Origin of the sequence: Bacillus sp. AR2-1, from assembly GCF_008368755.1 — a bacterium.
Classification (GTDB): Bacteria; Bacillota; Bacilli; order Bacillales; family Bacillaceae_G; genus Bacillus_A; species Bacillus_A wiedmannii.
In genome coordinates this window covers 166937-190543 of record NZ_QORY01000018.1, presented here as the reverse complement: position 1 = coordinate 190543, position 23607 = coordinate 166937, and the positions used below count along the sequence as shown (strand labels likewise).

The 23607-nt window shown below is 35.5% G+C and carries 26 protein-coding genes; 8 read left to right on the top strand and 18 right to left on the bottom strand.

The annotated features are described in order from the left end of the window. Window positions 1-2: 2 nt before the first annotated feature. The 4 genes from DT250_RS21650 to DT250_RS21635 form a co-directional block, all read right to left on the bottom strand. On the bottom strand, window positions 3-1763 hold the full coding sequence (locus DT250_RS21650; protein WP_097907805.1) for an ABC transporter ATP-binding protein: 1761 nt from the start codon (window positions 1761-1763) through the stop codon (window positions 3-5). A 54-nt stretch (window positions 1764-1817) separates the two neighbouring features. Further along, window positions 1818-2348 carry a nucleoside tri-diphosphate phosphatase gene (gene ntdP / locus DT250_RS21645; RefSeq protein WP_000506626.1) on the bottom strand — a complete coding sequence of 177 codons (531 nt, stop codon included), beginning with the start codon at window positions 2346-2348 and terminating at the stop codon, window positions 1818-1820. Window positions 2349-2598: 250 nt separating this feature from the next. After that, window positions 2599-2859, bottom strand: a complete 261-nt coding sequence (locus DT250_RS21640; protein WP_000997582.1) for a YgaB family protein — start codon at window positions 2857-2859, stop codon at window positions 2599-2601. 188 nt (window positions 2860-3047) lie between these two features. Beyond that, entirely contained in the window at window positions 3048-3329 is a 282-nt protein-coding gene (locus tag DT250_RS21635; RefSeq protein ID WP_000039039.1) for a gamma-type small acid-soluble spore protein, read from the bottom strand. A 124-nt stretch (window positions 3330-3453) separates the two neighbouring features. Between DT250_RS21635 and DT250_RS21630 the strand changes: the two genes are divergently transcribed. Continuing rightward, window positions 3454-3678, top strand: coding sequence for a hypothetical protein (locus DT250_RS21630; RefSeq protein ID WP_048542097.1), 225 nt, complete (start codon window positions 3454-3456; stop codon window positions 3676-3678). Window positions 3679-3713: 35 nt separating this feature from the next. Here DT250_RS21630 and mutY read toward each other — a convergent pair whose 3' ends face one another. After that, window positions 3714-4811 carry an A/G-specific adenine glycosylase gene (gene mutY, locus DT250_RS21625; RefSeq protein ID WP_149213697.1) on the bottom strand — a complete coding sequence of 366 codons (1098 nt, stop codon included), beginning with the start codon at window positions 4809-4811 and terminating at the stop codon, window positions 3714-3716. A 149-nt stretch (window positions 4812-4960) separates the two neighbouring features. On the opposite strand from mutY, the gene DT250_RS21620 reads away from it, so the two are divergent. After that, complete coding sequence (locus DT250_RS21620; RefSeq protein ID WP_060486949.1) at window positions 4961-5941, top strand: metal-dependent hydrolase; 981 nt, start codon at window positions 4961-4963, stop codon at window positions 5939-5941. A gap of 24 nt (window positions 5942-5965) precedes the next feature. Here the strand turns inward: DT250_RS21620 and DT250_RS21615 are convergent, their stop codons facing one another. Then, a complete protein-coding gene (locus DT250_RS21615; RefSeq protein WP_000997857.1) occupies window positions 5966-6232 on the bottom strand; it encodes a YfhJ family protein in 267 nt (88 codons plus the stop codon). A gap of 123 nt (window positions 6233-6355) precedes the next feature. Between DT250_RS21615 and DT250_RS21610 the strand changes: the two genes are divergently transcribed. Further along, complete coding sequence (locus DT250_RS21610) at window positions 6356-6514, top strand: small, acid-soluble spore protein K (RefSeq protein WP_000517891.1); 159 nt, start codon at window positions 6356-6358, stop codon at window positions 6512-6514. 46 nt (window positions 6515-6560) lie between these two features. Continuing rightward, on the top strand, window positions 6561-6713 hold the full coding sequence (locus DT250_RS21605) for a YpzG family protein (protein ID WP_000122093.1): 153 nt from the start codon (window positions 6561-6563) through the stop codon (window positions 6711-6713). 64 nt (window positions 6714-6777) lie between these two features. Here DT250_RS21605 and DT250_RS21600 read toward each other — a convergent pair whose 3' ends face one another. Both DT250_RS21600 and recX read right to left on the bottom strand, forming a co-directional pair. Then, window positions 6778-7095, bottom strand: a complete 318-nt coding sequence (locus DT250_RS21600) for a YfhH family protein (protein ID WP_001057030.1) — start codon at window positions 7093-7095, stop codon at window positions 6778-6780. A 10-nt stretch (window positions 7096-7105) separates the two neighbouring features. Next, entirely contained in the window at window positions 7106-7918 is an 813-nt protein-coding gene (recX, locus tag DT250_RS21595; protein ID WP_000268506.1) for a recombination regulator RecX, read from the bottom strand. A gap of 81 nt (window positions 7919-7999) precedes the next feature. Between recX and DT250_RS21590 the strand changes: the two genes are divergently transcribed. The 4 genes from DT250_RS21590 (at window position 8000) to DT250_RS21575 (ending at window position 11205) form a co-directional block, all read left to right on the top strand. Beyond that, window positions 8000-8905, top strand: coding sequence for a TIGR01777 family oxidoreductase (locus tag DT250_RS21590; protein WP_087982357.1), 906 nt, complete (start codon window positions 8000-8002; stop codon window positions 8903-8905). A 140-nt stretch (window positions 8906-9045) separates the two neighbouring features. Continuing rightward, complete coding sequence (locus DT250_RS21585) at window positions 9046-10176, top strand: amidohydrolase (RefSeq protein ID WP_149213696.1); 1131 nt, start codon at window positions 9046-9048, stop codon at window positions 10174-10176. A 241-nt stretch (window positions 10177-10417) separates the two neighbouring features. Further along, window positions 10418-10975 (top strand): GNAT family N-acetyltransferase, encoded by a 558-nt coding sequence (locus tag DT250_RS21580; protein WP_000914737.1) that lies wholly within the window; start codon window positions 10418-10420, stop codon window positions 10973-10975. 110 nt (window positions 10976-11085) lie between these two features. Continuing rightward, on the top strand, window positions 11086-11205 hold the full coding sequence (locus DT250_RS21575; protein ID WP_000358487.1) for a YfhE family protein: 120 nt from the start codon (window positions 11086-11088) through the stop codon (window positions 11203-11205). Window positions 11206-11574: 369 nt separating this feature from the next. On the opposite strand, the gene DT250_RS21570 is transcribed toward DT250_RS21575, so the two are convergent. From DT250_RS21570 to DT250_RS21525, 10 genes are all read right to left on the bottom strand, one after another. Beyond that, a complete protein-coding gene (locus DT250_RS21570; RefSeq protein ID WP_000594705.1) occupies window positions 11575-12741 on the bottom strand; it encodes a diglucosyl diacylglycerol synthase in 1167 nt (388 codons plus the stop codon). Window positions 12742-13153: 412 nt separating this feature from the next. Then, window positions 13154-13885, bottom strand: coding sequence for a pyruvate formate-lyase-activating protein (gene pflA / locus DT250_RS21565; RefSeq protein WP_000589742.1), 732 nt, complete (start codon window positions 13883-13885; stop codon window positions 13154-13156). 68 nt (window positions 13886-13953) lie between these two features. Continuing rightward, window positions 13954-16203 (bottom strand): formate C-acetyltransferase, encoded by a 2250-nt coding sequence (pflB, locus tag DT250_RS21560; protein ID WP_087979337.1) that lies wholly within the window; start codon window positions 16201-16203, stop codon window positions 13954-13956. Window positions 16204-16543: 340 nt separating this feature from the next. Continuing rightward, a complete protein-coding gene (locus tag DT250_RS21555) occupies window positions 16544-18091 on the bottom strand; it encodes a glycosyltransferase family 2 protein (RefSeq protein ID WP_046958170.1) in 1548 nt (515 codons plus the stop codon). Beyond that, window positions 18084-19049: an NAD-dependent epimerase/dehydratase family protein gene (locus DT250_RS21550; RefSeq protein WP_098668605.1), complete on the bottom strand. Its 966-nt coding sequence runs from the start codon at window positions 19047-19049 to the stop codon at window positions 18084-18086. The genes DT250_RS21555 and DT250_RS21550 overlap by 8 nt, the downstream gene beginning before the upstream one ends. After that, on the bottom strand, window positions 19046-20287 hold the full coding sequence (locus DT250_RS21545; RefSeq protein WP_046953683.1) for a nucleotide sugar dehydrogenase: 1242 nt from the start codon (window positions 20285-20287) through the stop codon (window positions 19046-19048). The genes DT250_RS21550 and DT250_RS21545 overlap by 4 nt, the downstream gene beginning before the upstream one ends. Next, entirely contained in the window at window positions 20280-21824 is a 1545-nt protein-coding gene (locus DT250_RS21540; protein WP_149213699.1) for a glycosyltransferase family 2 protein, read from the bottom strand. The genes DT250_RS21545 and DT250_RS21540 overlap by 8 nt, the downstream gene beginning before the upstream one ends. Before the next feature lie 13 nt (window positions 21825-21837). Beyond that, the gene (locus DT250_RS21535) at window positions 21838-22032 is read right to left on the bottom strand and encodes an LSm family protein (RefSeq protein WP_000899469.1); all 195 of its coding nucleotides are present in this window, start codon (window positions 22030-22032) and stop codon (window positions 21838-21840) included. Between the two features lie 16 nt (window positions 22033-22048). Continuing rightward, on the bottom strand, window positions 22049-22450 hold the full coding sequence (locus DT250_RS21530; protein WP_046953685.1) for an LSm family protein: 402 nt from the start codon (window positions 22448-22450) through the stop codon (window positions 22049-22051). A gap of 167 nt (window positions 22451-22617) precedes the next feature. Next, window positions 22618-23433, bottom strand: coding sequence for a hypothetical protein (locus tag DT250_RS21525; protein WP_046953686.1), 816 nt, complete (start codon window positions 23431-23433; stop codon window positions 22618-22620). Window positions 23434-23607: the final 174 nt, after the last annotated feature.

The window sequence follows — 23607 nt, the reverse complement described above, 5'->3', positions numbered from 1 at the left end:
TTTTACGCTAAAGGAGCTGTTTCTGTTATATGTTGAAGTTGATATAAATTGTAATAAAACCCTCTTTTTTTCATTAACTCTTCATGAGAACCTGTTTCTTTAATTTCACCATCTTCAATGTAAATAATCGTATCCACATGTGTAATCGTCGCCAATCGATGTGCGATTACGATCGTCGTCCGATCAGCAGCTAGCGTCTGAAGCGCCTGCTGAATATACCGTTCATTTTCTAAATCCAAAGCGGAAGTCGCCTCATCTAATATAAGTAACGATGGATTCTTTAGAAACACTCTTGCAATCGCTACACGTTGCCTTTGCCCACCAGATAACTTCACACCGCGTTCCCCAACGACAGTATCATAGCCATCAGGTAACTCTATAATAAAATCATGGATTTGCGCAGCTTTAGCAGCTGCAATCACTTCTTCCTCTGTAGCTTTCGGGTTTCCATATAAAATATTTGCCCCGATTGTATCACTAAATAACAAATTATCTTGCAGTACAATTCCAATATGACTACGTAAATTTCTCATATCATACTTTCTAACATCTATCCCATCTACATAAACTGCACCTGAAGAAACATCATAGAAACGTGGGATTAAGCTAGCAAGAGATGACTTCCCTCCCCCACTTGCTCCTACAAGTGCTACCTTCTCTCCTGGCAACATAGTTAACGAAAGGTTATGTAATATCTCTTTTTCATCCGAATTGTAACGAAAAGATACATTATCAAATATCACTTCACCATTTAATTTTGTCGTTTGTACCGCACTTGGCACATTGACAATATCGTATTTTTCATCTAACAATTCAAACACTCGATCCATCGATGCGAAAGACTGTGTTAATGTTGTAGAGGAATTGACAAGGCGGCGAAGCGGACTATACAAACTATCCATATATCCAACAAAGGCAACCATAGTCCCTAATGTTAACTGCCCCTGAATTACTTCATATGCTGCAAAACCGATCACCAGTAACGGGCCTAAATCGGTTAACGTATTCACTGCTGAAAATGTCCTTGCAGTCCAACTCGTATGCGTTAATGCTTTCGTCAAAAATGCATTATTTCTTTTTTCAAACTGCTTACCCTCATACTCTTCTAATGCAAAGCTACGTGTCACTTGCATCCCTTGAATACGTTCATGTAAATACCCTTGCATCGTTGCTAACGCCTGCGAACGCTCTTTCGTTAATTTTCGAAGACGCCCGAAAAAATATTTCACTGCCACTACATAAATAGGTAAAATTAATAACGCAACAAATGTTAATTTTATATTCATAGAAAACATAACAATAATAGCAATTGCAATTGTTGCAGTATCTAGCCAAACATTCATCAAACCAGTAATTACAAAATCCTTCGTTTGTTCTACATCATGGATTACACGTGAAATAAGCTCTCCTGTTTTTGTATTCGAATAATAGCGTAAACTCAACTTTTGTAAATGACCAAAAATATGTTTTCGTAAATCATATAGTATTGTATTTGCGATACGCTGCGCGAAATATTGACGATAATATTCAATTGGCGGTCTTACTACTGCAAAAATAAAAAAAGCAATCCCAACGGCTGTTACTAATTGGGATGTTTTATCTTGAAGTGACCCTCCCCCTTGAATTACATCATCGATAATATATTTTAATAACCACGGCATAATAAGCGGGATGCCGAATTTAACTAGACCAATCATAATCGTAATAGCAATAAGCCATCGATACGGTTTAACAAATTGCAAATATCTTTTTATACCTTGCACATAATCCCCCCTCTAATAGGACAAACCTGCCGGGAAATCCCCTGCAGGTTTGTTTTAATTTCTGTACATTAAATATCTTTCATACCACATATCTACGAAATCTGGCGCGAATGGCCCTTTTCTTTGATGAATCCATTGTGTTAATTGTGCTACATTTCGTTTTAAAATAGTATCAATAACAGGTGGATACTGCATAATTTGACTATGCTTTTCATACTCATCTTCATCTAAAAGCGTATATGTCATATCTGGATATACTTTAATATCTAAATCATAATCAATGTACTTTAATGCTTCAGAATCATATGCAAAAGGTGAGCCTAAATTACAATAATAATATACTCCCTCTTCCCTTAGCATCCCAATCACATTAAACCAATAATTTGCATGAAAATAACAAATTGCTGGTTCACGAGTAATCCATGTTCGGCCATCTGATTCTGTCACTACTGTACGATCATTTGCTCCGATCACAAGGCTCTGTGTCCCTTTTAAAATTGTTGTCTCTTCCCACATTCTATGAATGGAGCCATTATGTTTATAACTATGTATTTGTACTTTTTCTCCTTCTTTGGGAAATCCCATATATGCTCCCTTCTTTCAACTGCAAATGCCCTTTGAGCTGCATTCACTTTTTTTCTATTATAACTTTTTTGTCGAAATTTTAAAACTAAAGCGACAAGACTCTATTTTTCACACTGAATACTATATCCCTAATCTTCTTAGGAGACGGGGCCTTCGCTGAATGATTTACAAACGAGGAAATAGAAATAGAAAAAGCCCTTCCTTATTTCTATCTAAAGAAGGACCTTTCACCGGAAGGTAACAACATGCCTTACCCTAAATTCGAAATCATTTTTTCAGTCTCAAAAGATTGAATCACACTATTTGTTTGCTCTTCAAATTTCTCATGTAACAGTTTTAACGCTAATTCTGTTCTATATATTTCTTGGCGGATAAAATGTAATTCCTTTTTATCGCACGTATCCTTTTCGCTCATTTCAATTTGCTGATACTTCTCTAGATGAGCTTGTAACTTTAACAACTCATCCATCGTTTCCAATTGCTCTCCTACCAACTTATCAAAGTCGTTCATTACTTACCCCCTTTTGGACTTATTTATCAGTTATTCTTCCTCATTACATATTTCTCATCTTTAACTTCCTTCTCCTTTGACTACATTTGTTGACTTATTAGAAGTTATGTCGTTCACTTTATTTTCATTACTATGACCCAGGCACAAAGAAAACACTTCTCCCGAATTAGAGAAGTGTTTTTCTTTCATTACTGATTTGAACTAGAAGATTGTGATTGTTTTGCAGCTGATTGTGCATTTTGTTTTTTCACAGCATGCACATCTGTTTCAGTTGCGAATTCTGTACCATAACTAGCGTTTGCACTTTGTGCACCAGAAGCTTGTGCTTTCTTTGCTTCTGATTGTGCATTTGCTTGTTTTACTGCTTGTACATTTGTTTCAGTCGCGAACTCTGTACCATAACTAGCATTTGTACTTTGAATGCTAGCACCAGAAGTTGCCTTGTTATAGCCTTGTTGTTTTTTACTCATCTTTCTCACCTCCACAACCAATAATGTAACCAATTCACTTAGAAGTTATCCGTGATTTTCTTTTTTTAATCTCCGTATATATCTCTTATCACTCATTCAAACTATAGGAAATGGAGGTGGAAATATGTATATAGGACGCGATATGACTGAACTAACGATGGTTTCAAAAAATGAGTGGAAAGAAGATGAATTAGCTTATTTTCATCACTCATTACAACAGATTTTGCCGTATTTAAATGCAGAAGGTCAAAGTATCTATAAAGAAATTGTAGTAGAAATTGAATCAAGAGGTGGCTTACAACAAGGTGAAGCTAATTGGACTCATGGGACAAAAATTTCTTACGATTAAAAAAGTGTTCCCAATCTAGGGAACACTTTTTTAATTTATTGCATTGTAATTTTCTCAACGCAATTCTCATAAATCGTACGATGCGATTTCGAGAATGGTAACTGCTCAAATGCTTCTTTCGATACAAATTTCAATGTATCTGTTTCAACAATATCACCAGTTATTTTTCCGTAAAATACGAATATATCCCAAGTGCGATGTGTAAATGTATGTTGTACATTCATTGCGTATTCTTCAATAGAAATCGAGAGCTCAAATTTTTCTTTCATATAATCTGTAAGCTGCTCTTTCTGATTCCGAATCCCTTCCCCAAGTTCAGCATTTGGAAACTCCCACATGTTAGCTAATAACCCGGTACTTGGACGTTTATTAATGACGTAACGACCATCTTCTGTTTGAAGTACCCCTGCAACAATCGGTACCATTGTAGGAGCCTTCGCTTTACTTTTTACTGGTAACTCCTTTTGAACACCTTCAGCATATCCTCGGCAATGTTCACGTACAGGACAAAGTAAGCAAGATGGATTTTTGGGAATACAAATTAGTGCACCTAATTCCATCAAACCTTGATTAAAATAAGATGGATTTTCAGCCGAAATAATTTCACGTACAATCTCTTCAAACACTTTTCTAGTTTTCGGTTTTGCAATGTCATCCCACACTGATAAAATGCGAGATAATACACGCATAACATTTCCGTCAACTGCCGGCTCTGGTATACCATATGCGATACTTAAAATAGCACCTTTTGTATAGGGGCCAACTCCTTTTAATTTTTCAATTTTCTTTACATCACTTGGTACTATCCCGCCGTATACTTCTTTCACTTCTTTTACAGCCGCATGTAAATTTCGTGCTCTAGAATAATATCCTAAACCTTCCCATGCTTTTAACACTTCTTCATCACCAGCATTTGCCAAAGCTTCTAGAGTAGGAAACTTCCCCATAAAATTCGCGTAATATGGTTTTACAGCTTCTACCCTTGTTTGCTGCAACATAATTTCCGAAACCCAGACGCGGTATGGATCTTTATTTTTACGCCACGGTAAGTCGCGTTGCTCTTTTTCAAACCAACCAATTAAATCATTTTGAAACTGCTCTATGTTAAAATTATTTAATATTTCAAGTGTCAAACTTGATCCCCCTCATTTTTTTGCATATAAGTACTATTATAAAGATTTTAGGAAAAAATTTAAGTAAGATGACATAGGAAATAGAAGGCAAAGGACTTGAGGTATCGAATAAAAAGAGTTACATTAATAAAAAACGGAGGTGGATTTCTATGGACACAGCCACTCACCTTGTTATGGGCGTTACTCTAGGCAGTTTGGCAACGTTAGATCCAGCCATAGCACAAAGTGATATTGGGCCACAAGCAGTTATGCTTGCTACAATTGCCGGTTCCAATATTCCTGACATCGATACAGTTTTAAAATTGCGTAATAACGCTAAATATATAAGAAATCATCGCGGGATTACTCATTCCATTCCTGCAGTGATTCTTTGGTCATTCCTTATAAGTGGCATCTCTTTCGCCTTCTTTTCACACGCTCCATATTTGCATCTACTACTTTGGTCATTTATTGCCGTCTTTCTTCATGTCTTTGTAGATATTTTCAACGCCTACGGTACCCAGGCATTACGGCCCTTCACAAAAAAATGGGTAGCGCTCGGCATCATTAATACATTTGATACCGTCATTTTCTTTATCCACCTACTCGCGATTGCTTGTATGCTTGTAGGTTCCCATAAAGGGTATACTGCCTTAGCAGCGTATATATTGATGATTATTTACTATATCGGACGGATTATGATGCATAGAAACATACGTAGCGTCGTATATAAACGTTTCAATCATGTGGAGAAAATAATCATTTCCCCTTCTTACAGATTTTATCATTACCATTTAGCAATCGTTACAACTGATTATTACTACGTTGCTAGATGGCATCGTGGTAACATCATGATATATGATAAGTTCGACCGGGTACCGTTCCCAGATAATGCTATTATGCGCGCAGCTAAACAAGATGAAAACATCTCAGCATTTCTATCCTTCTCCCCTGTGTATCGCTGGGACATTTTCGATTATGATCATTATTACGAAGTTCGCTTCATTGATTTGCGCTATCGCAGTAAAGATTATTATCCATTCGTTGCAATCGTTCAACTCGACCACAATTTAAATATTATTAGTTCCTATACAGGATGGATTTTTAGTGAAGAAAAACTTCGAAAAAAACTGGAATTACTTCCACATTAAAAAAAGCGACTTAAGTCGCTTTTTTTAATGTTTCAAATGATCTTCTTGATTGATTAAATGGCTATATTTCGGATTATTTGTACGCATTTCATGAAGGCGACCTCCATGATTATTAATCCATGTTCGTACCACTTGTTCAGTCATTTCATCACCTTGATAACGACCTGATTTAGCATAAGTTGTTTGAAAGTCTTCCCACAATAATTCAACCCACGCACGAGCTTGTGCGTAAGAAAGTTTGTCATTTTTGTCTAACAATTCTTTTGTTAATGTTTCGTGAATATCATTCATGTTCTATTCTCCTTTTACCTATTTATTCCCTTAATTTCTAAAGGATAGTTTCCTCTATTTTGCACATTCTATAAGTGATACTTCTTAAAGAGGTATCAACTGATGATGAGGAGGGCGTTCGCAATGGGTAAACAAGCCGAATTTTGGTCTGAGTCAAAAAACAACAGCAAAATCGATGGTCAGCCGAAAGCGAAATCACGCTTCGCTTCGAAACGACCTAACGGCACAATTAACACGCACCCACAAGAACGTATGCGTGCTGCAAATCAGCAGGAAGAATAGTTCAGGTACAACCTAAAAAATTAACTTCCTACACGAGGTGATAAAGATGAGCTACCGTGATCGCTTAGATAGTCGTTCTGAATTATTTAACCATACGTGGACTCGTCCGAAACATGCAAAGGCGCAAGTTAACGGACAGACGCAACAAACCCAGTCTCTCATTATACTGGCGAATGAATGTAAAAAACGCCAATTTTAGAATCTCCTATCTCCTGTAACGCCTACCAAAGATGAAAACCAGAGAGATATTCGCTCTCTGGTTTTCATTTTTCTTGCAATAAAGAAATCGGTATTCCAATCTCTTCATTATCATTTTGCTTATGTCCCCAAGCAAATACCCCGTTGAAATACGTAATTTCAAATAATATACCAGGTTCTTCTACTAATTCATATGTCTCACCAATATGGAATTTGTTTATATCAGTCATATAAGCACGAGCCATTGCCATCTTGCGCATTAATACATCGAACTCATTTACAATACCAAGCTGCTCTGCCTTTATTGCTTGCTCTTTCAAAACCCCAATTTCTTCCCTTAGCTCATGTGGTGTCATTTCACTGTAGCGCTTTGGCATATTCATCTTATTCCCCTCATCCCTCTTCACGTTTCATCTGCAAAAATATCTCTATCTCATCAATAGAGAACCCTTTGCGATATAACGCTTGTTTCATCTTATTTTCGAATGTCCATCCATCATACTTCTTATATTTCTCATAATATTTATTCCCATGATAGTGTAACGCTTCTTGTTGCTGTTCGTCATCTTTTTCGTCTTTCAATTCTTCCAAACAAATTTGAATCACATCTCTAGAATATCCTTTACGAACAAGCATTTCGTCTAACTTTAGCTTCATTTGTAAAAAGGAATGCTTTTGATAAGACCTTTTCTTCTTTTCTATAAGAAGTAAAGCATTCTCAATTTGCTTTTCCTTCGGATATTCTTGTAAACTATGTGTAATGATTAGATCCTGAACACCTTTATTTAATAACTCTCTTTTAATAACAGTCGGACCCTTTCGATTCACATTACTTTGCGTTCGCGTATATAAAACAGCATACTCTTTATCATTAATATATCGATCATGTAATAATTTCGAAACGACTTCAGAGATGACGGCCTGTCCCACTTCTTTTTTTCGTAAATAGTCTTCTACTTCTTTTTTTGTTCTCATTTGATAGGATAGATAGGAAATTGCTTGTAAATATGCTTTTTGTACCTCTTCATTGTATAAAATATTCCCTAACGCTATTTCATCAATTTCTAATCCTTTTTGTAATCCATGTTTCATTAAGATTACTTGATCCACACTAAATCCGTATTCTTCACCTTGACCTTTATCAATATAAATATTAAATCGTTCTTTCGATCGTTTTTGCACTTCTATTTTTGTAATGACAGCCATACTCTCACCTCTCTATTATTTTAACATAGTCAAGGAACGTTTTTGCTTTTCAAGAATATATATAATGAGGAGGAAATAATTGTGAGAATCGCAATTTCTGGTGGTACCGGCTTTATCGGTAAATACCTTTCTACTTTTTTTATTCAAAAAGGATATAATGTTTACATTCTTACTCGAAACAAAACTACTGAAACTTCCCATCCTAACCTTCAGTATGTACAATGGACACCAGATTTACAAACCTTCCCCCTCTCTTCTATCGATGTAGTTATTAATCTAGCTGGAGAGTCTATTAATAGTAGATGGACAAAGAAACAAAAGGAATCCATTTTAAACAGTCGAATTCAAACAACAAAAGGACTCATTAAACAATTGCAAACACTTGGTACAAAGCCAAATACATTTATTAACGCAAGTGCTATTGGATACTATGGAACGTCTGAAACTGAGTCTTTTACAGAACAGCATGAGATTCCTGGAAATGACTTTTTAGCAAATACAGTATATTCATGGGAACAAGAAGCATCTAAAGCACGTTCTCTTGGAATGCGAACAATCTACGCAAGACTTGGAGTTGTATTAGGCGCAGACGGAGGAGCTCTTCCCAAAATGCTACTCCCCTATCAATTCTATATTGGAGGTACAATTGGATCTGGAAACCAATGGTTATCATGGATTCATATAGACGATGTCGTTCGCCTAATTGATTTCATCATACACAAAGAAGAAATTGATGGCCCTTTTAACATCACAGCTCCCCTACCTATAAGAATGAAGGAATTTGGAGAAACCATTGCAACTATAATGAAAAAACCTCATTGGTTACCTGTCCCTTCATTTATGATTCACACTTTATTAGGTGAGATGAGTATACTTGTACTCGAAGGACAACATGTATTACCTAGTAAAGCAATTGAACATGGGTATCAATACACATTTCCGGCAATAGACCATGCATTACAAAATATACTTTCGCATACAATGTAGTACTTCTAAAACACAGTTTTACAGGGTCCCCTTTCAAAACTTTCATTTTCTAGAATCCGGAGCATTATTACACAAATAACCTTTCAGTTACTTTCCCTTAAATTCCATTAACATTGTAAAGTAACAGAAATGAGGTACCTATGAAAATATTGCTCAAACAAGCCATTGTCTATCCTATTACATCCCAAAAATTTCAAGGGGATGTACTCGTTATAGGAGAAAGAATTGCCGAGGTCAAGCCTTCCATTCAACCTACTCAAGATATGACAGTTATAGACGCTCGTGCTCTTCATCTTTTACCTGGATTTATTGATGTCCATACTCATCTTGGTCTCTATGATGAAGGTACTGGTTGGGCTGGCAATGATGCAAATGAAACATCTGAAGTTTCAACACCACATATCCGTTCTTTGGACGGAATCCACCCTTTTGATATTGCCTTTCAAGATGCTGTACAAAACGGAATCACAACTGTTCACGTTATGCCAGGAAGTCAAAACATTATCGGTGGTACGACTTGTGTAATAAAAACAGCTGGAACTTGTATTGATCATATGATTATTCAAGAACCTGCCGGCTTAAAGATTGCCTTCGGAGAAAATCCTAAAAAGGTCCATAGTAATGGAACAAAAGAATCCATAACACGTATGGGAATTATGGGATTACTTCGGGAATCATTCTATGAAGCACAGCACTACGGGCATGAAGCTGATTTTCGAATGCTTCCTATCTTAAAAGCATTACGCCGCGAAATACCCGTACGTATCCACGCTCACCGAGCAGATGATATTAGTTCTGCTCTACGCTTTGCAACAGAGTTCAATCTCGATTTACGTATTGAACATTGTACAGAAGGACACTTTATTGTTGAAGAACTTTCGAAACACAATTTGAAGGTTTCAGTTGGCCCCACTCTTACACGCCGTTCTAAAATCGAACTTAAAAACAAAACATGGGATACTTACCATATATTATCGAAAAATGGTGTGGAAGTTTCTATAACAACAGATCACCCTTATACACCAATTCAATATTTAAATATTTGTGCTGCTGTCGCAGTAAGAGAAGGATTAGACGAAAAAACTGCACTAGAAGGAATCACCATATTTCCAGCACGAAATTTACGTTTAGAGGGTAGAATTGGAAGCATTGAGGTTGGAAAAGACGCTGATCTTGTGTTATGGACTCATCATCCTTTCCATTATTTAGCCAAGCCTGTACTAACCATGATTGATGGAAAAATAATTTACAAAAAAAATAAAAAAAACTAGTTTATTTTTTTGACTAGATAAAGTATTATACGATTATAAACTGAATGAAACCATAATCAATTTGTGTCGTGATTATCATTTTCAAATTGATGAATGGGGAAGGCAAATGGTGCGCCACCAGCGTTAGAAACTGGTTCTAGTGGGTTCGATTCCCACCCCGAAATTTTTTAAAGATTGATATAAAAATTTCGAGGGTGGGGTGTTTTTTCGTCATGCTACCCTCGTGTGAGGAGGAGTTAGTATGTTGAAAAAACGCGACTTACACGACAGCCACGTTCTATACGAGTTAATGGTGGACCCAGCTGTCTTCCCTTTTGTGCGTCAAAAGGCTTATTCTTATGAAGAGTATTTATTTTTAACGAAACAAACGATTGAAGCTGAAGAGCGTGGGGAATTAATTTCACGCACAATTTTAGATGAATGGGGTAACCCTATCGGAACAATTACTTTATTTGATGTGCAAGAAAAAGCCGGATTTCTCGGAACATGGCTTGGCAAACCCTATCATGGAAAAGGCTATAATAAATTGGCGAAAGATTCATTTTTTAGTGAACTTTTCTATGAATTAGATATTGAAACAATCTTTATGCGTATTCGTAAAATAAATATTCGTTCTATTAAAGCTGCCGAAAAACTACAATATGTAAATCTAGCAAACGAAACAAGAAAAGCCGTTTATGATGAAATTAACGCAAATGAAGAAGTATATAACTTATATGAAATCCCAAAAGATCAATATACACTTGCTACAATGCGAGACACAACGTTCCAAGATGCTCACCAATTAAAAGAAGCATAATCTAAATTTCCAGAAAAAATAATTAATCATTAACATTTTACCATATACGTATATCACCCTATGTCTTTGGAAACGATAGATAGTGACTTTAGGACACGAGGTGATTTGTAATGGATAAAAAGAAACGTGACAAAACAAAAAACACATTATCTAGTACACAAGAAGTTCTTTACCAACGAGAATTTCGCAAAGCAGATCGCGCAGCGGGTTATCGCTCGAAAAGTATTTAAAGTGAGAATGAATAATTAGAAGTTTTCCCCCCTAATTATTCATTCTCATTACATATTTTTTCTACGTGATAGAATAGACAAAAAGGTTCCTTATTTATAAGGAACCTTTTTTGTGTGGATAACGTTATCCACACAATTTATAGAATTGTGAATAAATTCAACAAATCCTTCACAAGTTTATATGTTGTAACGCATAGTAAATGTTAGAATTGTGGATAGTTTTCTAAAAATTGTGGACAATGTGGATATAGTTGTTAATATTTCGACTTTACTGTTTAATGAAAGCGTAATCTTCATGTGGATAAGTTACTACTTTATCTTATAAAACAATAAAGAACCCTCTTTAAACATATAAAAGAGGGTTTCATATTAAGTAAATAATTGTGCAAGAGCAGGTGATTTAATAGGTATATGATTCGGTTCTACATGATTTTCTGTCAAAATTGTATCCACAATATGACCAGCTGGCTCCGGACGATAAATGCTTTTCATCGCTTCTTTCATTTGAAGAAGCTTCATATCATCTTGTAATAACGCCTCTGTCTTTGCAAAAACCTCACTATCATCACGAATGACAACTGCAGCTCCTTTTCTTTCAAAGTACATCGCATTTTCATTTTCTTGCCCTGGAACAGGCTTATATAAAATGACAGGTACTTGCAATGCTGCCGCTTCACTTAACGTAATACCGCCTGGCTTCGTAATCATACAAGAAGTAACACGGAATAATTCATCAATATTTTCAACATAACCAAATACTTTTAATGCATCAGGATTTTTTTCCTGTACTCCTAATAAATCCTGTTTTAACGCTTCATTCTTTCCACAAACGACAACTACTTGTAAATCAGGTAATGACATAAATGATTGGCATAGTTCTTTTACACTTCCTAATACCCCATGAGCACCTGCTACAATTAGTAAAATCTTTTTATTCTTACATAACTGATATTTATTATATATAATGTCTGGATTGATCTTCAGCTCAAAACTACTACGAATCGGAATTCCAGTTTCAACAATTTGCTCCGAGGGCACACCAATATCAACCATAATTTTTTTCACGTGATCCGTTGCTACAAAATAACGATCTACTTCCCGATGAATCCATATTTTGTGCACACAAAAATCCGTTAATACGTTATAAACAGGAATTGAAATACCTGTTTGCTTTTTTAACTCTGGTACAGCTATGATCGGAAAAGTATTAATAACAATATCCGGTTTCTCTGCTTGTAAAAGTAATTTCAAACGTTTTCTTCCAAAGTTCGCATACCAAGATGCTATTTTTTTATCATAAATTTTTTCTACGCCATAATAAAACAAGCGGTATAATTCTTTTCCTATTGTATAACTTTTTAAATATAAATATTTTGTAATATCGGTTATAACTGGATGTGATTCTCCGAACAAATCGCATACAATTACATCTTTAATTCCTTTTTGGCGAAATGTTTGTTCTAATGTTTTCGCTACTTGCACATGACCATTACCGTAATGTGCAGTTAATATTAAAACCTTGGGGTTTTTTATCAAACAAATCCACTCCTAGCTTATTGTTTCTCCATATTGCATATACGACAATAGGAAAAACATTTTCCTTAAAAATTACATAAACAGATTCTAATACTTCTCTTTCAGCTATGTACCTGTCGTGGATATGCAAAGCATATAAGATTGACCCCTTAATCCTATCTGTGCTCATATCTTTACATTATACTTTCCTATAAGAGCTTTCGCAATAACTTACAAATGTTCTCTATTCCATGATACTCACTCTTTTACTTCTTAATTCTTTTTACTATTTTGATTTCCCTTTACAATTATGTAAATTTCTCCACTTATTCCTTACAAAAATATGGATATTCTATTTTTAGTATACTCTTTTCTATATACATACTCTAGGTTTTATTGTAAAGAAAGCAAAAAGCCTAATCCAATATTTGGATTAGACTGCTTGTAAAATATGTCTTGCTTGCTCTACATTTTTTTCAGTAGGTGGTTCTACATTCGCGAGTGGATATTTATGCCCAAGTGCCTCCCATTTATATACACCAAGCTTATGATATGGTAGCACTTCAACCTTCTGAACATTAGACAGGCTTTGAATAAAGCTAGATAATTTTTGTAGATCCTCTTCATTATCCGTAACACCAGGAACTAATACGTGTCTTACCCAAATTGGTTTATTTTTATCCGATAAATAACGAGCAAATTGTAAAATATGTTCATTTGGTTTCCCTGTTAATTTACGGTGTTTCTTTGAATCAATATGTTTCAAATCCAATAAAACTAAATCTGTGTAATCCATTAAAATATCTAGCTTATTTTGGAATTCTGGTTCTTCAGAATAACAACCACCCGAAGAATCAATTGTTGTATGAATTCCAACTTCCTTACATTTCTTAAATAATTCAATTAAGAAATCTAGCTGTAGTAATGGTTCACCACCACTAACTGTTATACCGCCTCCAGAAGCTTCAATAAAAGGAAGGTAACATGTCACATCCTGCATTACTTCTTCAACTGTTATTTCTTTTCCTTTACCGATCTCCCACGTATCAGCATTATGACAGTATTGACAACGTAATAAACACCCTTGTGTAAATATGACATAACGAATTCCTGGGCCATCAACAGTACCACAAGACTCTACAGAATGAATTCTTCCTTTTATCATGTTACTTCCTCCTTTATTGAAGCAGCCCCCCTCTGCTATTTATAAAAAGCAGAGGGACACTTTTTCACTTACATACTTTCATGCATTGTACGATTAATTACATCGATTTGTTGTTCACGAGTTAATTTAATAAAGTTTACAGCGTAACCAGATACGCGAATTGTTAATTGTGGATATTTCTCAGGATGTTCCATCGCATCCATTAATGTTTCACGATTAAATACGTTAATATTTAAGTGATGGCCTTCTTTTACTGCATAACCATCAAGCATTGATACTAAGTTACGTACTTGTACATCATCTTCTTTACCAAGTGCTTTTGGAATAATAGAGAATGTATTAGAAATACCATCTTGTGCATCTTCATATGGTAATTTAGCTACAGATAATAATGAAGCTAATGCACCTTTTGTATCACGACCATGCATTGGGTTCGCACCTGGTGCAAATGGTTCTCCAGTACGGCGACCATCTGGAGTGTTACCAGTTTTCTTACCGTATACAACGTTAGATGTGATTGTTAAGATCGACATTGTATGAACAGAATTTCTGTATGTTTTATGTTTACGAAGTTTATTCATAAATGTTTTTACAAGATTTACAGCGATTTCATCTACACGGTCATCATTGTTACCGTATTTAGGGAAATCTCCTTCGATTTCAAAGTCAACTGCAATACCGTTTTCATCACGAATTGGTTTTACTTTTGCGTGTTTAATTGCACTTAAAGAGTCTGCTACTACAGATAGACCCGCGATACCTGTTGCCATTGTACGAAGAACATTTGTATCATGAAGTGCCATTTCAATACGTTCGTAGCTATATTTATCATGCATGTAATGAATAACATTTAATGTGTTTAAATATAGACCTGCTAACCATTCCATTGTCATATCAAACTTACGCATAACTTCTTCATAATCTAATACTTCAGAAGTAATCGGTGCGTACTCAGGACCAACTTGTGCTTTAGATTTTTCATCTTTACCACCGTTAATCGCATATAGTAATGCTTTTGCTAAGTTTGCACGTGCGCCGAAGAACTGCATTTGTTTACCAATTCTCATTGCAGATACACAACAAGCAATTCCGTAGTCATCACCGTAGTCAGCACGCATAATGTCATCATTTTCATATTGAATTGCTGATGTTTTAATAGACATTTTCGCACAGTAGTTTTTAAAGTTCTGCGGTAATTGTTTAGACCAAAGAACTGTTAAGTTTGGTTCTGGAGCTGGTCCTAAATTATCTAATGTATGCAAGAAACGGAATGAGTTCTTTGTTACTAATGGACGACCATCTAATGCCATACCACCGATAGACTCAGTTACCCAAGTTGGGTCACCAGAGAATAATTCATTATAATCAGGTGTTCTTGCAAATTTCACAAGACGTAATTTCATAATGAAGTGATCCACAATTTCTTGTACTTCTTCTTCTGTTAAAGTACCATTTGCTAAATCTCTTTCAATATAAATATCTAAGAATGTAGAAGTACGTCCAAGACTCATTGCAGCTCCATTTTGCTCTTTAATCGCTGCAAGATATGCGAAGTATAACCATTGGAATGCTTCTTGTGTGTTTGTTGCTGGCTTAGAAATATCAAAGCCATGAGAAGCAGCCATTTGTTTTAACTCTTGAAGTGCACGCATTTGCTCAGATAACTCTTCGCGTAAACGCATTGTATCTTCGCTCATTACACCGCCAGTTAAATTCAAATCAGCTTTTTTTACTTCAATTAAATGATCAATACCATATAATGCTACGCGTCGGTAGTCACCGATAATACGTCCACGTCCGTATGCATCTGGAAGGCCAGTAATTACACCTGATTTACGAGCCGCTTTCATTTCTGGTGTGTATGCATCAAATACACCCTGATTATGCGTTTTTCTCCAGTCTCTGAAAATACGACTAAGTTCTTTATCCATTTCGTATCCATAAGATTCACAAGCTTGTTCCGCCATACGAATACCACCATATGGTTGTAAAGAACGTTTAAATGGTTTTTCAGTTTGGAAACCGACTACTTTTTCAATATCTTTATTTAAATATCCTGGTTCATGTGATGTAATAGAAGAAACAATTTTTGTATCCATATCAAGAACGCCACCGTTTTCACGTTCTTTCGTTGTTAAATCCATTACTTGATCCCAAAGTTGTTTCGTTGCTTCAGTTGCTCCCGCTAAGAAAGATTCGTCTCCTTCGAAAACGTTTACATTATTTAAAATGAAATCGCGAACATCAATCTCTGCTTTCCATTTTTCACCTTTAAAGTTTTCCCATGCGTTTTTAACATTTTCTAATACTTGAGTCATCCTAATCTCCTCCATTTTTGATTAGTACAGGACTAAGATTTTTTATATAACAGCTTACACACTTAGAATACTACTTTTTTGCTAAAGTGAACGAAATAGTTGTGACATGTTTGTGAAATGTTGAGCAACCTACTATATGTATAGTGTTAACTTCACTTAAAAGTCTTTATAATTAACCCTTTCCTTAATTGTATTTTTTTGGTATCCTTATATACGAGTCCTATTTTGTAATATAAGAACAATACCCATTGTAGAGCTGTAATACTCTTATCTCCTAATCTGTTATAGTTTTTATAACAGAACAAAAAAAGTGTACATATGTTGTACACTTTTTTTGTTATTACTCTAAAACATCTCTTTTTCTATTCCCATCATAGAATCCACCACGGCTACCTTCTAATACAATTAATTGCTCTAATCCTTCTATATGATCACCTATAATTCGCAAGACAGCTGGAGGATGACCTATTTTTGCAAAATGTTCACTGGGACGAATGCGGTTCATCTTATCGACCTCTACACGACTTACACACGCAATTTCGAATCCTGAAAGAATAGCTTTCACTTGCGCTACGCAAGGTGACAATAAAGACCTATACCCAATTGATTTCAAACACTTCTGGCTAAACGCATTAGGTACAGCGATAAGAGATCCTACTCCTAAATCTTTTCTATCACAAGCTAAATTTAATGCATATTTAAATGCAGTTACAAGATGAAGCGGTACTCTTAAATCTAAATAATGATTTAGATCATTTAATGCGACATCCATTCCATCTGCAATAGCTTTTGCAAATGGATATAGCTCACTAGCTGGAATAACAAAATCACCGTCTATAAATAATACTATTTCTCCTTTGGCGAAATAAGTTCCAAGTGAACGTCCCACATCGTTGCCAAGTGCTTCTTTATATACAATTGTTGTTGCTCCCTTGTCTTTTGCAATCGTTGCTGTTTTATCAGACGAACCATTTACAACAACGATAATTTCAAAAGGTTCAATTTTGCGAAGCTCCTCTATAACATTTCCAATTGTTTTCTCTTCATCTTGTACAGGAATAATGACTGATAATTGTTTTCCTTTATACAACTTAGATGTAACGCCCCATCCTTGATAAAAATCTTCGAAACTTAAAGTATGATAGACACACTCTCTTTTCCTATTTCCATCATAATACCCTCCGCGCTCATCACTGCCTACTATTCGCTCCGCTACAGCTTCTATATGATCACCTATCATCCGTTTTTCAGATTGAGAAAGACCCGTGCCATACGCAGCATGCTCGGCCGGCCGAAATTTATTCGGTGTAATAACGTCAATTGCACAATGACGACTAATTCTCCATTTGCTTTGTACTAGGCGTAAATGAGCGACAATAGGATTAACGAAACATTCATATCCAATGCTTTGAACAACTTCTTTCGTCAACGCATGCGGTACAGCTAATAAAGAATCAATCTTTAATTCTTCGCGCTCTAATATTGCATTTAATATTTGGCGCCATACTGTCACGGCGTGCGGTTTTTGTTTCTTTAAAAATAATGCGTCCAAATTATTTAAAACGATGTCGGCCTGATCATGTAAAATCGGATTAAGGAATAATTGTAATTTTGAAGTTTGAATAGCAAAATCTCCATCTATAAATAGTAATACATCACCTATCGCATGTTTTGCGCCAATCGCACGGCCAACATCGTTCCCTAGTAGCTCTGTATGCTTGATTACTTTACACCCTAAACGATCAGCAACCTCTTCTGTACCATCGTTACAACCGTTTGCTACTACAATAATCTCTATTGGATTTAATCCTTTTGCCGATTGGATAACATCTGAAATCGTTTCAGCTTCATTACATACAGGTATAATGACCGATAGTGACTTAGCCATTATTTTCTTCACGGAACCACTTAATAGTTTCTTTCAATCCTTCTTCCCATGTTACTTCTGCTTGAAACTGAACAAGTTCTCTTAATTTCGCAACATCTGGTCTTCTATTTGGAATTTCTTCAAAGCCATGTGGGTACACCTCTTCAAAAGGAACTTGAACAATCTTTGAAGAGGATTTCGTTAGCTTTTTAATTACTTCTGCCACTTCTTTTATACTCTTTTCATTCTCAGAACCTATGTTAATAATTTCACCATTTACCTTCTCATCCATTGCTCGAATTGTTGCCTCTACCGCATCACTTACATACGTAAAGCAACGTGTCTGCTCTCCATCCCCATATACGAGAATGTCTTCTCCTTGCAAAGCCGCACTAATAAATCGCGGGATTACCCCTGCATATGGACCATCTTTCGCTCTTGGACCATAAATATTAAAATAACGAACAATCGTTACCGGTAAACCTTCTAATGCATATCCCAAACATAATGTCTCTTCTAATGTTTTACACACTGCATAACTCCAGCGTATTTTAGAAGTTGCCCCGTATAATCGATCTCCCTCTTCAGAGAAGGGTGGCTTTGCCTTACCATATACTTCTGAAGTAGAAGCAAAGACCACTTTCTTCTTTTCTTTTAGCGCTGCTTGTAAAATATTTCTCGTTCCATCAAAATTTGTTTCAATAAGCTCTATACTCTTTTCCATTGTCGTTTTCACGCCTAAAATTGCTGCTAAATGAAACACTACATCATGTTGGTTTACTAATTCATAAATAGAATTTTTATCTAAAACACTTATTGGAATAACTCGAATTTCTTTCATTAACTCATCATGATATTTATTTTTCCCTTTATAGAAGTTATCAACGATCGTAACTCCATAGCCTCTTTTCACCAGCTCTTCAGCTAAATGTGAACCAATAAATCCTGCTCCACCTGTAATTAAACATTTCTTACTCATACACTCACCTTCTTTATAATTCCACGTGTATCTATTACTCGCTTCATTCCTTTAAAAAGCTTCCAATCGATATTAGAGTGATCAGTTAAAATTAAAATACAACCCGCTTGTTTAACCACTTGTTCATCCAAAGAAACAGATTGGTACACCTTATCTTCAAACTTTGCAGAAGAAATATATGGATCGTGATATTCGATTTCATATCCTTCTTTTAGTAACAATTCAATAATTGGTAAAGCCGGTGATTCTCTCAAATCATTTACATCTTTCTTATATGCAATTCCTACAATTAAAACTGATGCAGGTGATTGCACCATACCTTTTACTTTCCGGACTATTTTCTCTGGCATTTCTTCATTAATCACATGTGCAGCCTCAATTAATTGACTAATTTCCCCATTTCTTTTTATTCTCCATTGGAAATATAAAGGATCTACTGGAATACAATGTCCTCCTATTCCTGGTCCTGGCCAATATGGGGTAAATCCAAACGGTTTTGTAGATGCGGCTTCAAGCGCCTCATAAAAATCAATTCCTAAACTTTCACATAGTGTGTTTAACTCATTTACTAAGGAAATATTGACTAGGCGCTGAATATTTTCAAATAACTTACACATTTCCGCTACTTTCGGAGAACTAACTGGAACAACTACATCAAATGTAGTGCTATACAACTCCTGAACTTTTTGTTTACACTTTTCTGTTTGTCCACTAATAACTTTTGGAATCGTTTGAACAGAATAGTGACTGTTAGCCGGATCAATTCTCTCAGGGGAATATCCGATATAGAAATCTTCTCCTACCTTTTTACCTGTTTGAGAAATAATAGGAATGATAACTTCCTCGAGTGTACCTGGATATGTGGAGCTTTCAAAAATGAAGGTTTGTCCTTTTTGAAGGTTTTGTTGTATATAATGTGAGGCTGAAATGAGGGCACTTAAGTCTGGTTCTCTTTGTTCATTAATCGGAGTCGGGACAGTAACAATAACATAATCACTATTTTGAAAATCAGCAATGCCTTGATCCGGTGTGTTCACTATTAATTTTTTTTTTACCAATAAACTTTGTAACTCTTTAGAAGAAACATCCGGAATATAGCTTTCTCCTTTTATAATTGATTCTATTTTTCTAATATCTTTATCTAACCCAAGTACTGTATGCCCTCTCTCTGCAAAATGGACTGCTAAAGGAAGGCCAACATACCCTAAGCCAATAATAGCTACTTTACTACTATTCATTTGTATTCTCTTCTTCCCTTCTCAATTGTTGAATGATATCTCTATCTCTATCTCCATCTGTAAAGCCACCGCGTTCGTCTGTACATTGTAATAAATACGCAATCGCCTCAATTTGATCACCGAAAATACGATCAAATGCTGAAATACGCCCATTTACAAATTCGTGTTGCTCTGGACGTACTCGATTTGTTTTTATAACATCTACTAACTCTACTGCTGTAATAGAGAATCCTTCTAAAATAGCTTTCACCTGAGCTAATGGAGGAATCACAAGAGAATCATAACCAATTTTCTCTATTACTTTTTTATGCATAGCGTGTGGTACTGCTGTTAATGAGTTATTCCATAAATCTGGTCGCTTCGCTATCAAATTCACAAAATATTTTCCCATGCTAATTGGATCTGCTGGATGAAACATATCTAATAAACACTGTAAATCATTTAATGCCACATCACTTCCATCTTCAATAGCACGCAAAAATAGAATTAAATTTGTTGCTGGAATAACAAAATCACTATCAACAAATAAGCAAATATCTGCCGTAGCATACATGGCCCCTATCGCCCGTGCTACATTATGCCCAAGCACTTCCTCCAACTCAACAACAATAACATTCTCTAGCTTTACTTGTTTAATGGTCTTTACGGCAGCTCCATTCACAACAACTATAATTTCATCTACACCTGCTTTTTTCACTTCTTGTATAACAGACCTTATAGTTGTTTTCTCTTCTGATACTGGGATAATGGCACTATATTTCGCTTTTTTCTTTTGTAATAAAACTGGTTTATACTTTCCTACAAACTCCCTATCTTTATTGCCCTCTGAAAAACCACCGCGATTACCGTATGTTTCGATTACATATTGTAAAGCTCGCAAATGATCACCCATAATACGACTAGTCGCTTTCGGATAAGGAGAGCCAGGTGATGTGCCCGTATGGACAGGACGAACTTTATTTGTGTAAATGACATCAACTGAAGCCATATCAGAAATATCTACTCCTCTAGACATCGCCATCGCTTGAAATAGTGCTGGATCCGCTAAATTCCACCACCCTAGTTCTTCAATCACTTCACGACTTATCGCATGTGGTATCGCAATTAAAGATCCTACAACAAATTCTTTTTTGTTCAAATAACGGTTTAACATATATTTTCCAACCGTCGTATAATGCGGTCTCATCTTCAAATAAACGGACCATGTTAAATTATTTAAAACAATCTCATGTCCTTGCTGTATTCCTTTAATAAAATTGTATAATTCTTCACTTTTCATGACGATATCGCCATCTAAAAATAAAACAATTTCACCTTTTGCTTCTCTAGCACCAATTGCCCGTCCCACATCATTACCAAGAGAATATCTATAATAAATCACACGGCAATTATGCTGTAACGCTATTTCTTTCGTACCATCTGTCGATCCATTATCTACTATGATAATTTCATATGGTTCCAACTTCCTTACTTCTACTAAAACTTTTGATAAAGTACTTGCTTCATTATGCACTGGAATAACAACTGACACTCTCATACTTGTATCACACTTACCCTTCCAAGCGAACATAAGCAATAATCGGAATACGTACAACTACATCTTCTGGTGGTCCATAAGAAGGAGAAGTACGAACAATTACTGCCCCATCCGTCACAGATAAAAGAACGCCTGCAATGATTTCTACAGCTGTCACAACTTGCACTAGTTCACCAACATGGTTACGTAATTCATCAGTAAATAACATATATAACTCTCCTTTCTTACGCTTCTTTAATTGATATAATACTTGTAAATGGTAATAAAACTTCTGTTCCTATTCCTTCTTGCAGTGTTAAGAAATCATCACCAACTGCTACAATCACACCCGTTAACTGTCCAACTGTCACAGTAATCTCTACGTTTTTACCCAAATACTGCTCTGCAATTTCTTTAAAAGGTGATGTATTACATTCTTTTAAAATGTTACAAATAATAGATTGAAATCTACTTGATTCAATAACTTCTTCCGTAGCTTGCTTAGAGTTTCTTTGAATAAATCTCGCGAAGTTTTGTGAAAATAAAAGTCTCTCCACAGCAGGCAATAACTTATTATCTAAAAAATAATCTAATTGTCTATTAAACAATCTCGATAGCTTTTTCCAATACTTACCGAACAAACACATACACTTCTCCTCCTATTATTTTTAAAGTATAAAAACACATCCATACATCTTAATGTATACAGAGCAGGCTTTTTTTGTGATAGGTAAGGCATACATTTTTCAAAGAAACCATCTTTTCTAGTCACACAAAAAAGATAGATGGTATCCCATCTATCTTTATGTATATTTTAATTTTTAATTGTAACAATGGCAGCTGCACTATAATAAACCGCTCGTGGTAATTCTGCCTGTTCACTTATAGAAGCTGTAACAAGTGAACCACCACTTGCCGAGAAATACTTAACAGCTTCTAAAGGAATACCATCTTCTTTTACATCAATATGCGTTCCATCTCGCCAATCTATTTTCTGCATTGTTGCTGAAAAATCGCCAGCCACTTTACCAATTTCTTCACCATCCATCCCTAAAAAGGTCCATTCCCACTTTGTTAAACTTAGTACTTGTTTCAACTCTCCAATTTTCTTTCCATCTATATTAGAAAAAGTATAGAAGTTTCGTACTCCCATCTCCTTTTGAACACGCAATAATCTTTCTCCCGATTGATTATATAAATAAAATTGTTGCTTATGTAGTCCCTTTAAAAGAAAAGAAAGTACAACTTGCCATACACGTTGAATAACAAAATCATACTCTTCTTTTAAAAACCCTACTGTATTTCCATCTAATCCAAAGTACGTTATTACTTGAAATACCCCTACCTCTTTACGAACAACAAATTTTTTTTGCTCAAATAATTCAGAAGTCTCTATATTATAATTTTCCTGTTTAAGCATTTTCGACCTTCGTTTTTCCATAAAACTATATATTAATAATCCAAATGCTGGTAGTACAACACTTATTAATTTGAGATTTTCTTTCTCAGAAGTGAATAGCATCCCTTTTTTATATTCCATCACTAATACAATTGCGACGATAATCCATACAATGACAGATACAAAAAATATGCGTTTTGCATTACGTGCGTGATGCTTATGTATACTCATATCCCTCCCCCTTTTCCATTTATCCCGCTATTCGCCGGGCAGTAAGACCCCCACTTCAAAATTCGGCGAAAGCAAAGAAGTTAGGTGGGGGATCGACTGCCCGTAAAAGCCCGATTGGTGAGGGCTAATAATCAGTGGGGATGAAGAACCCCCCCACTGATTAAAGTTTCACTT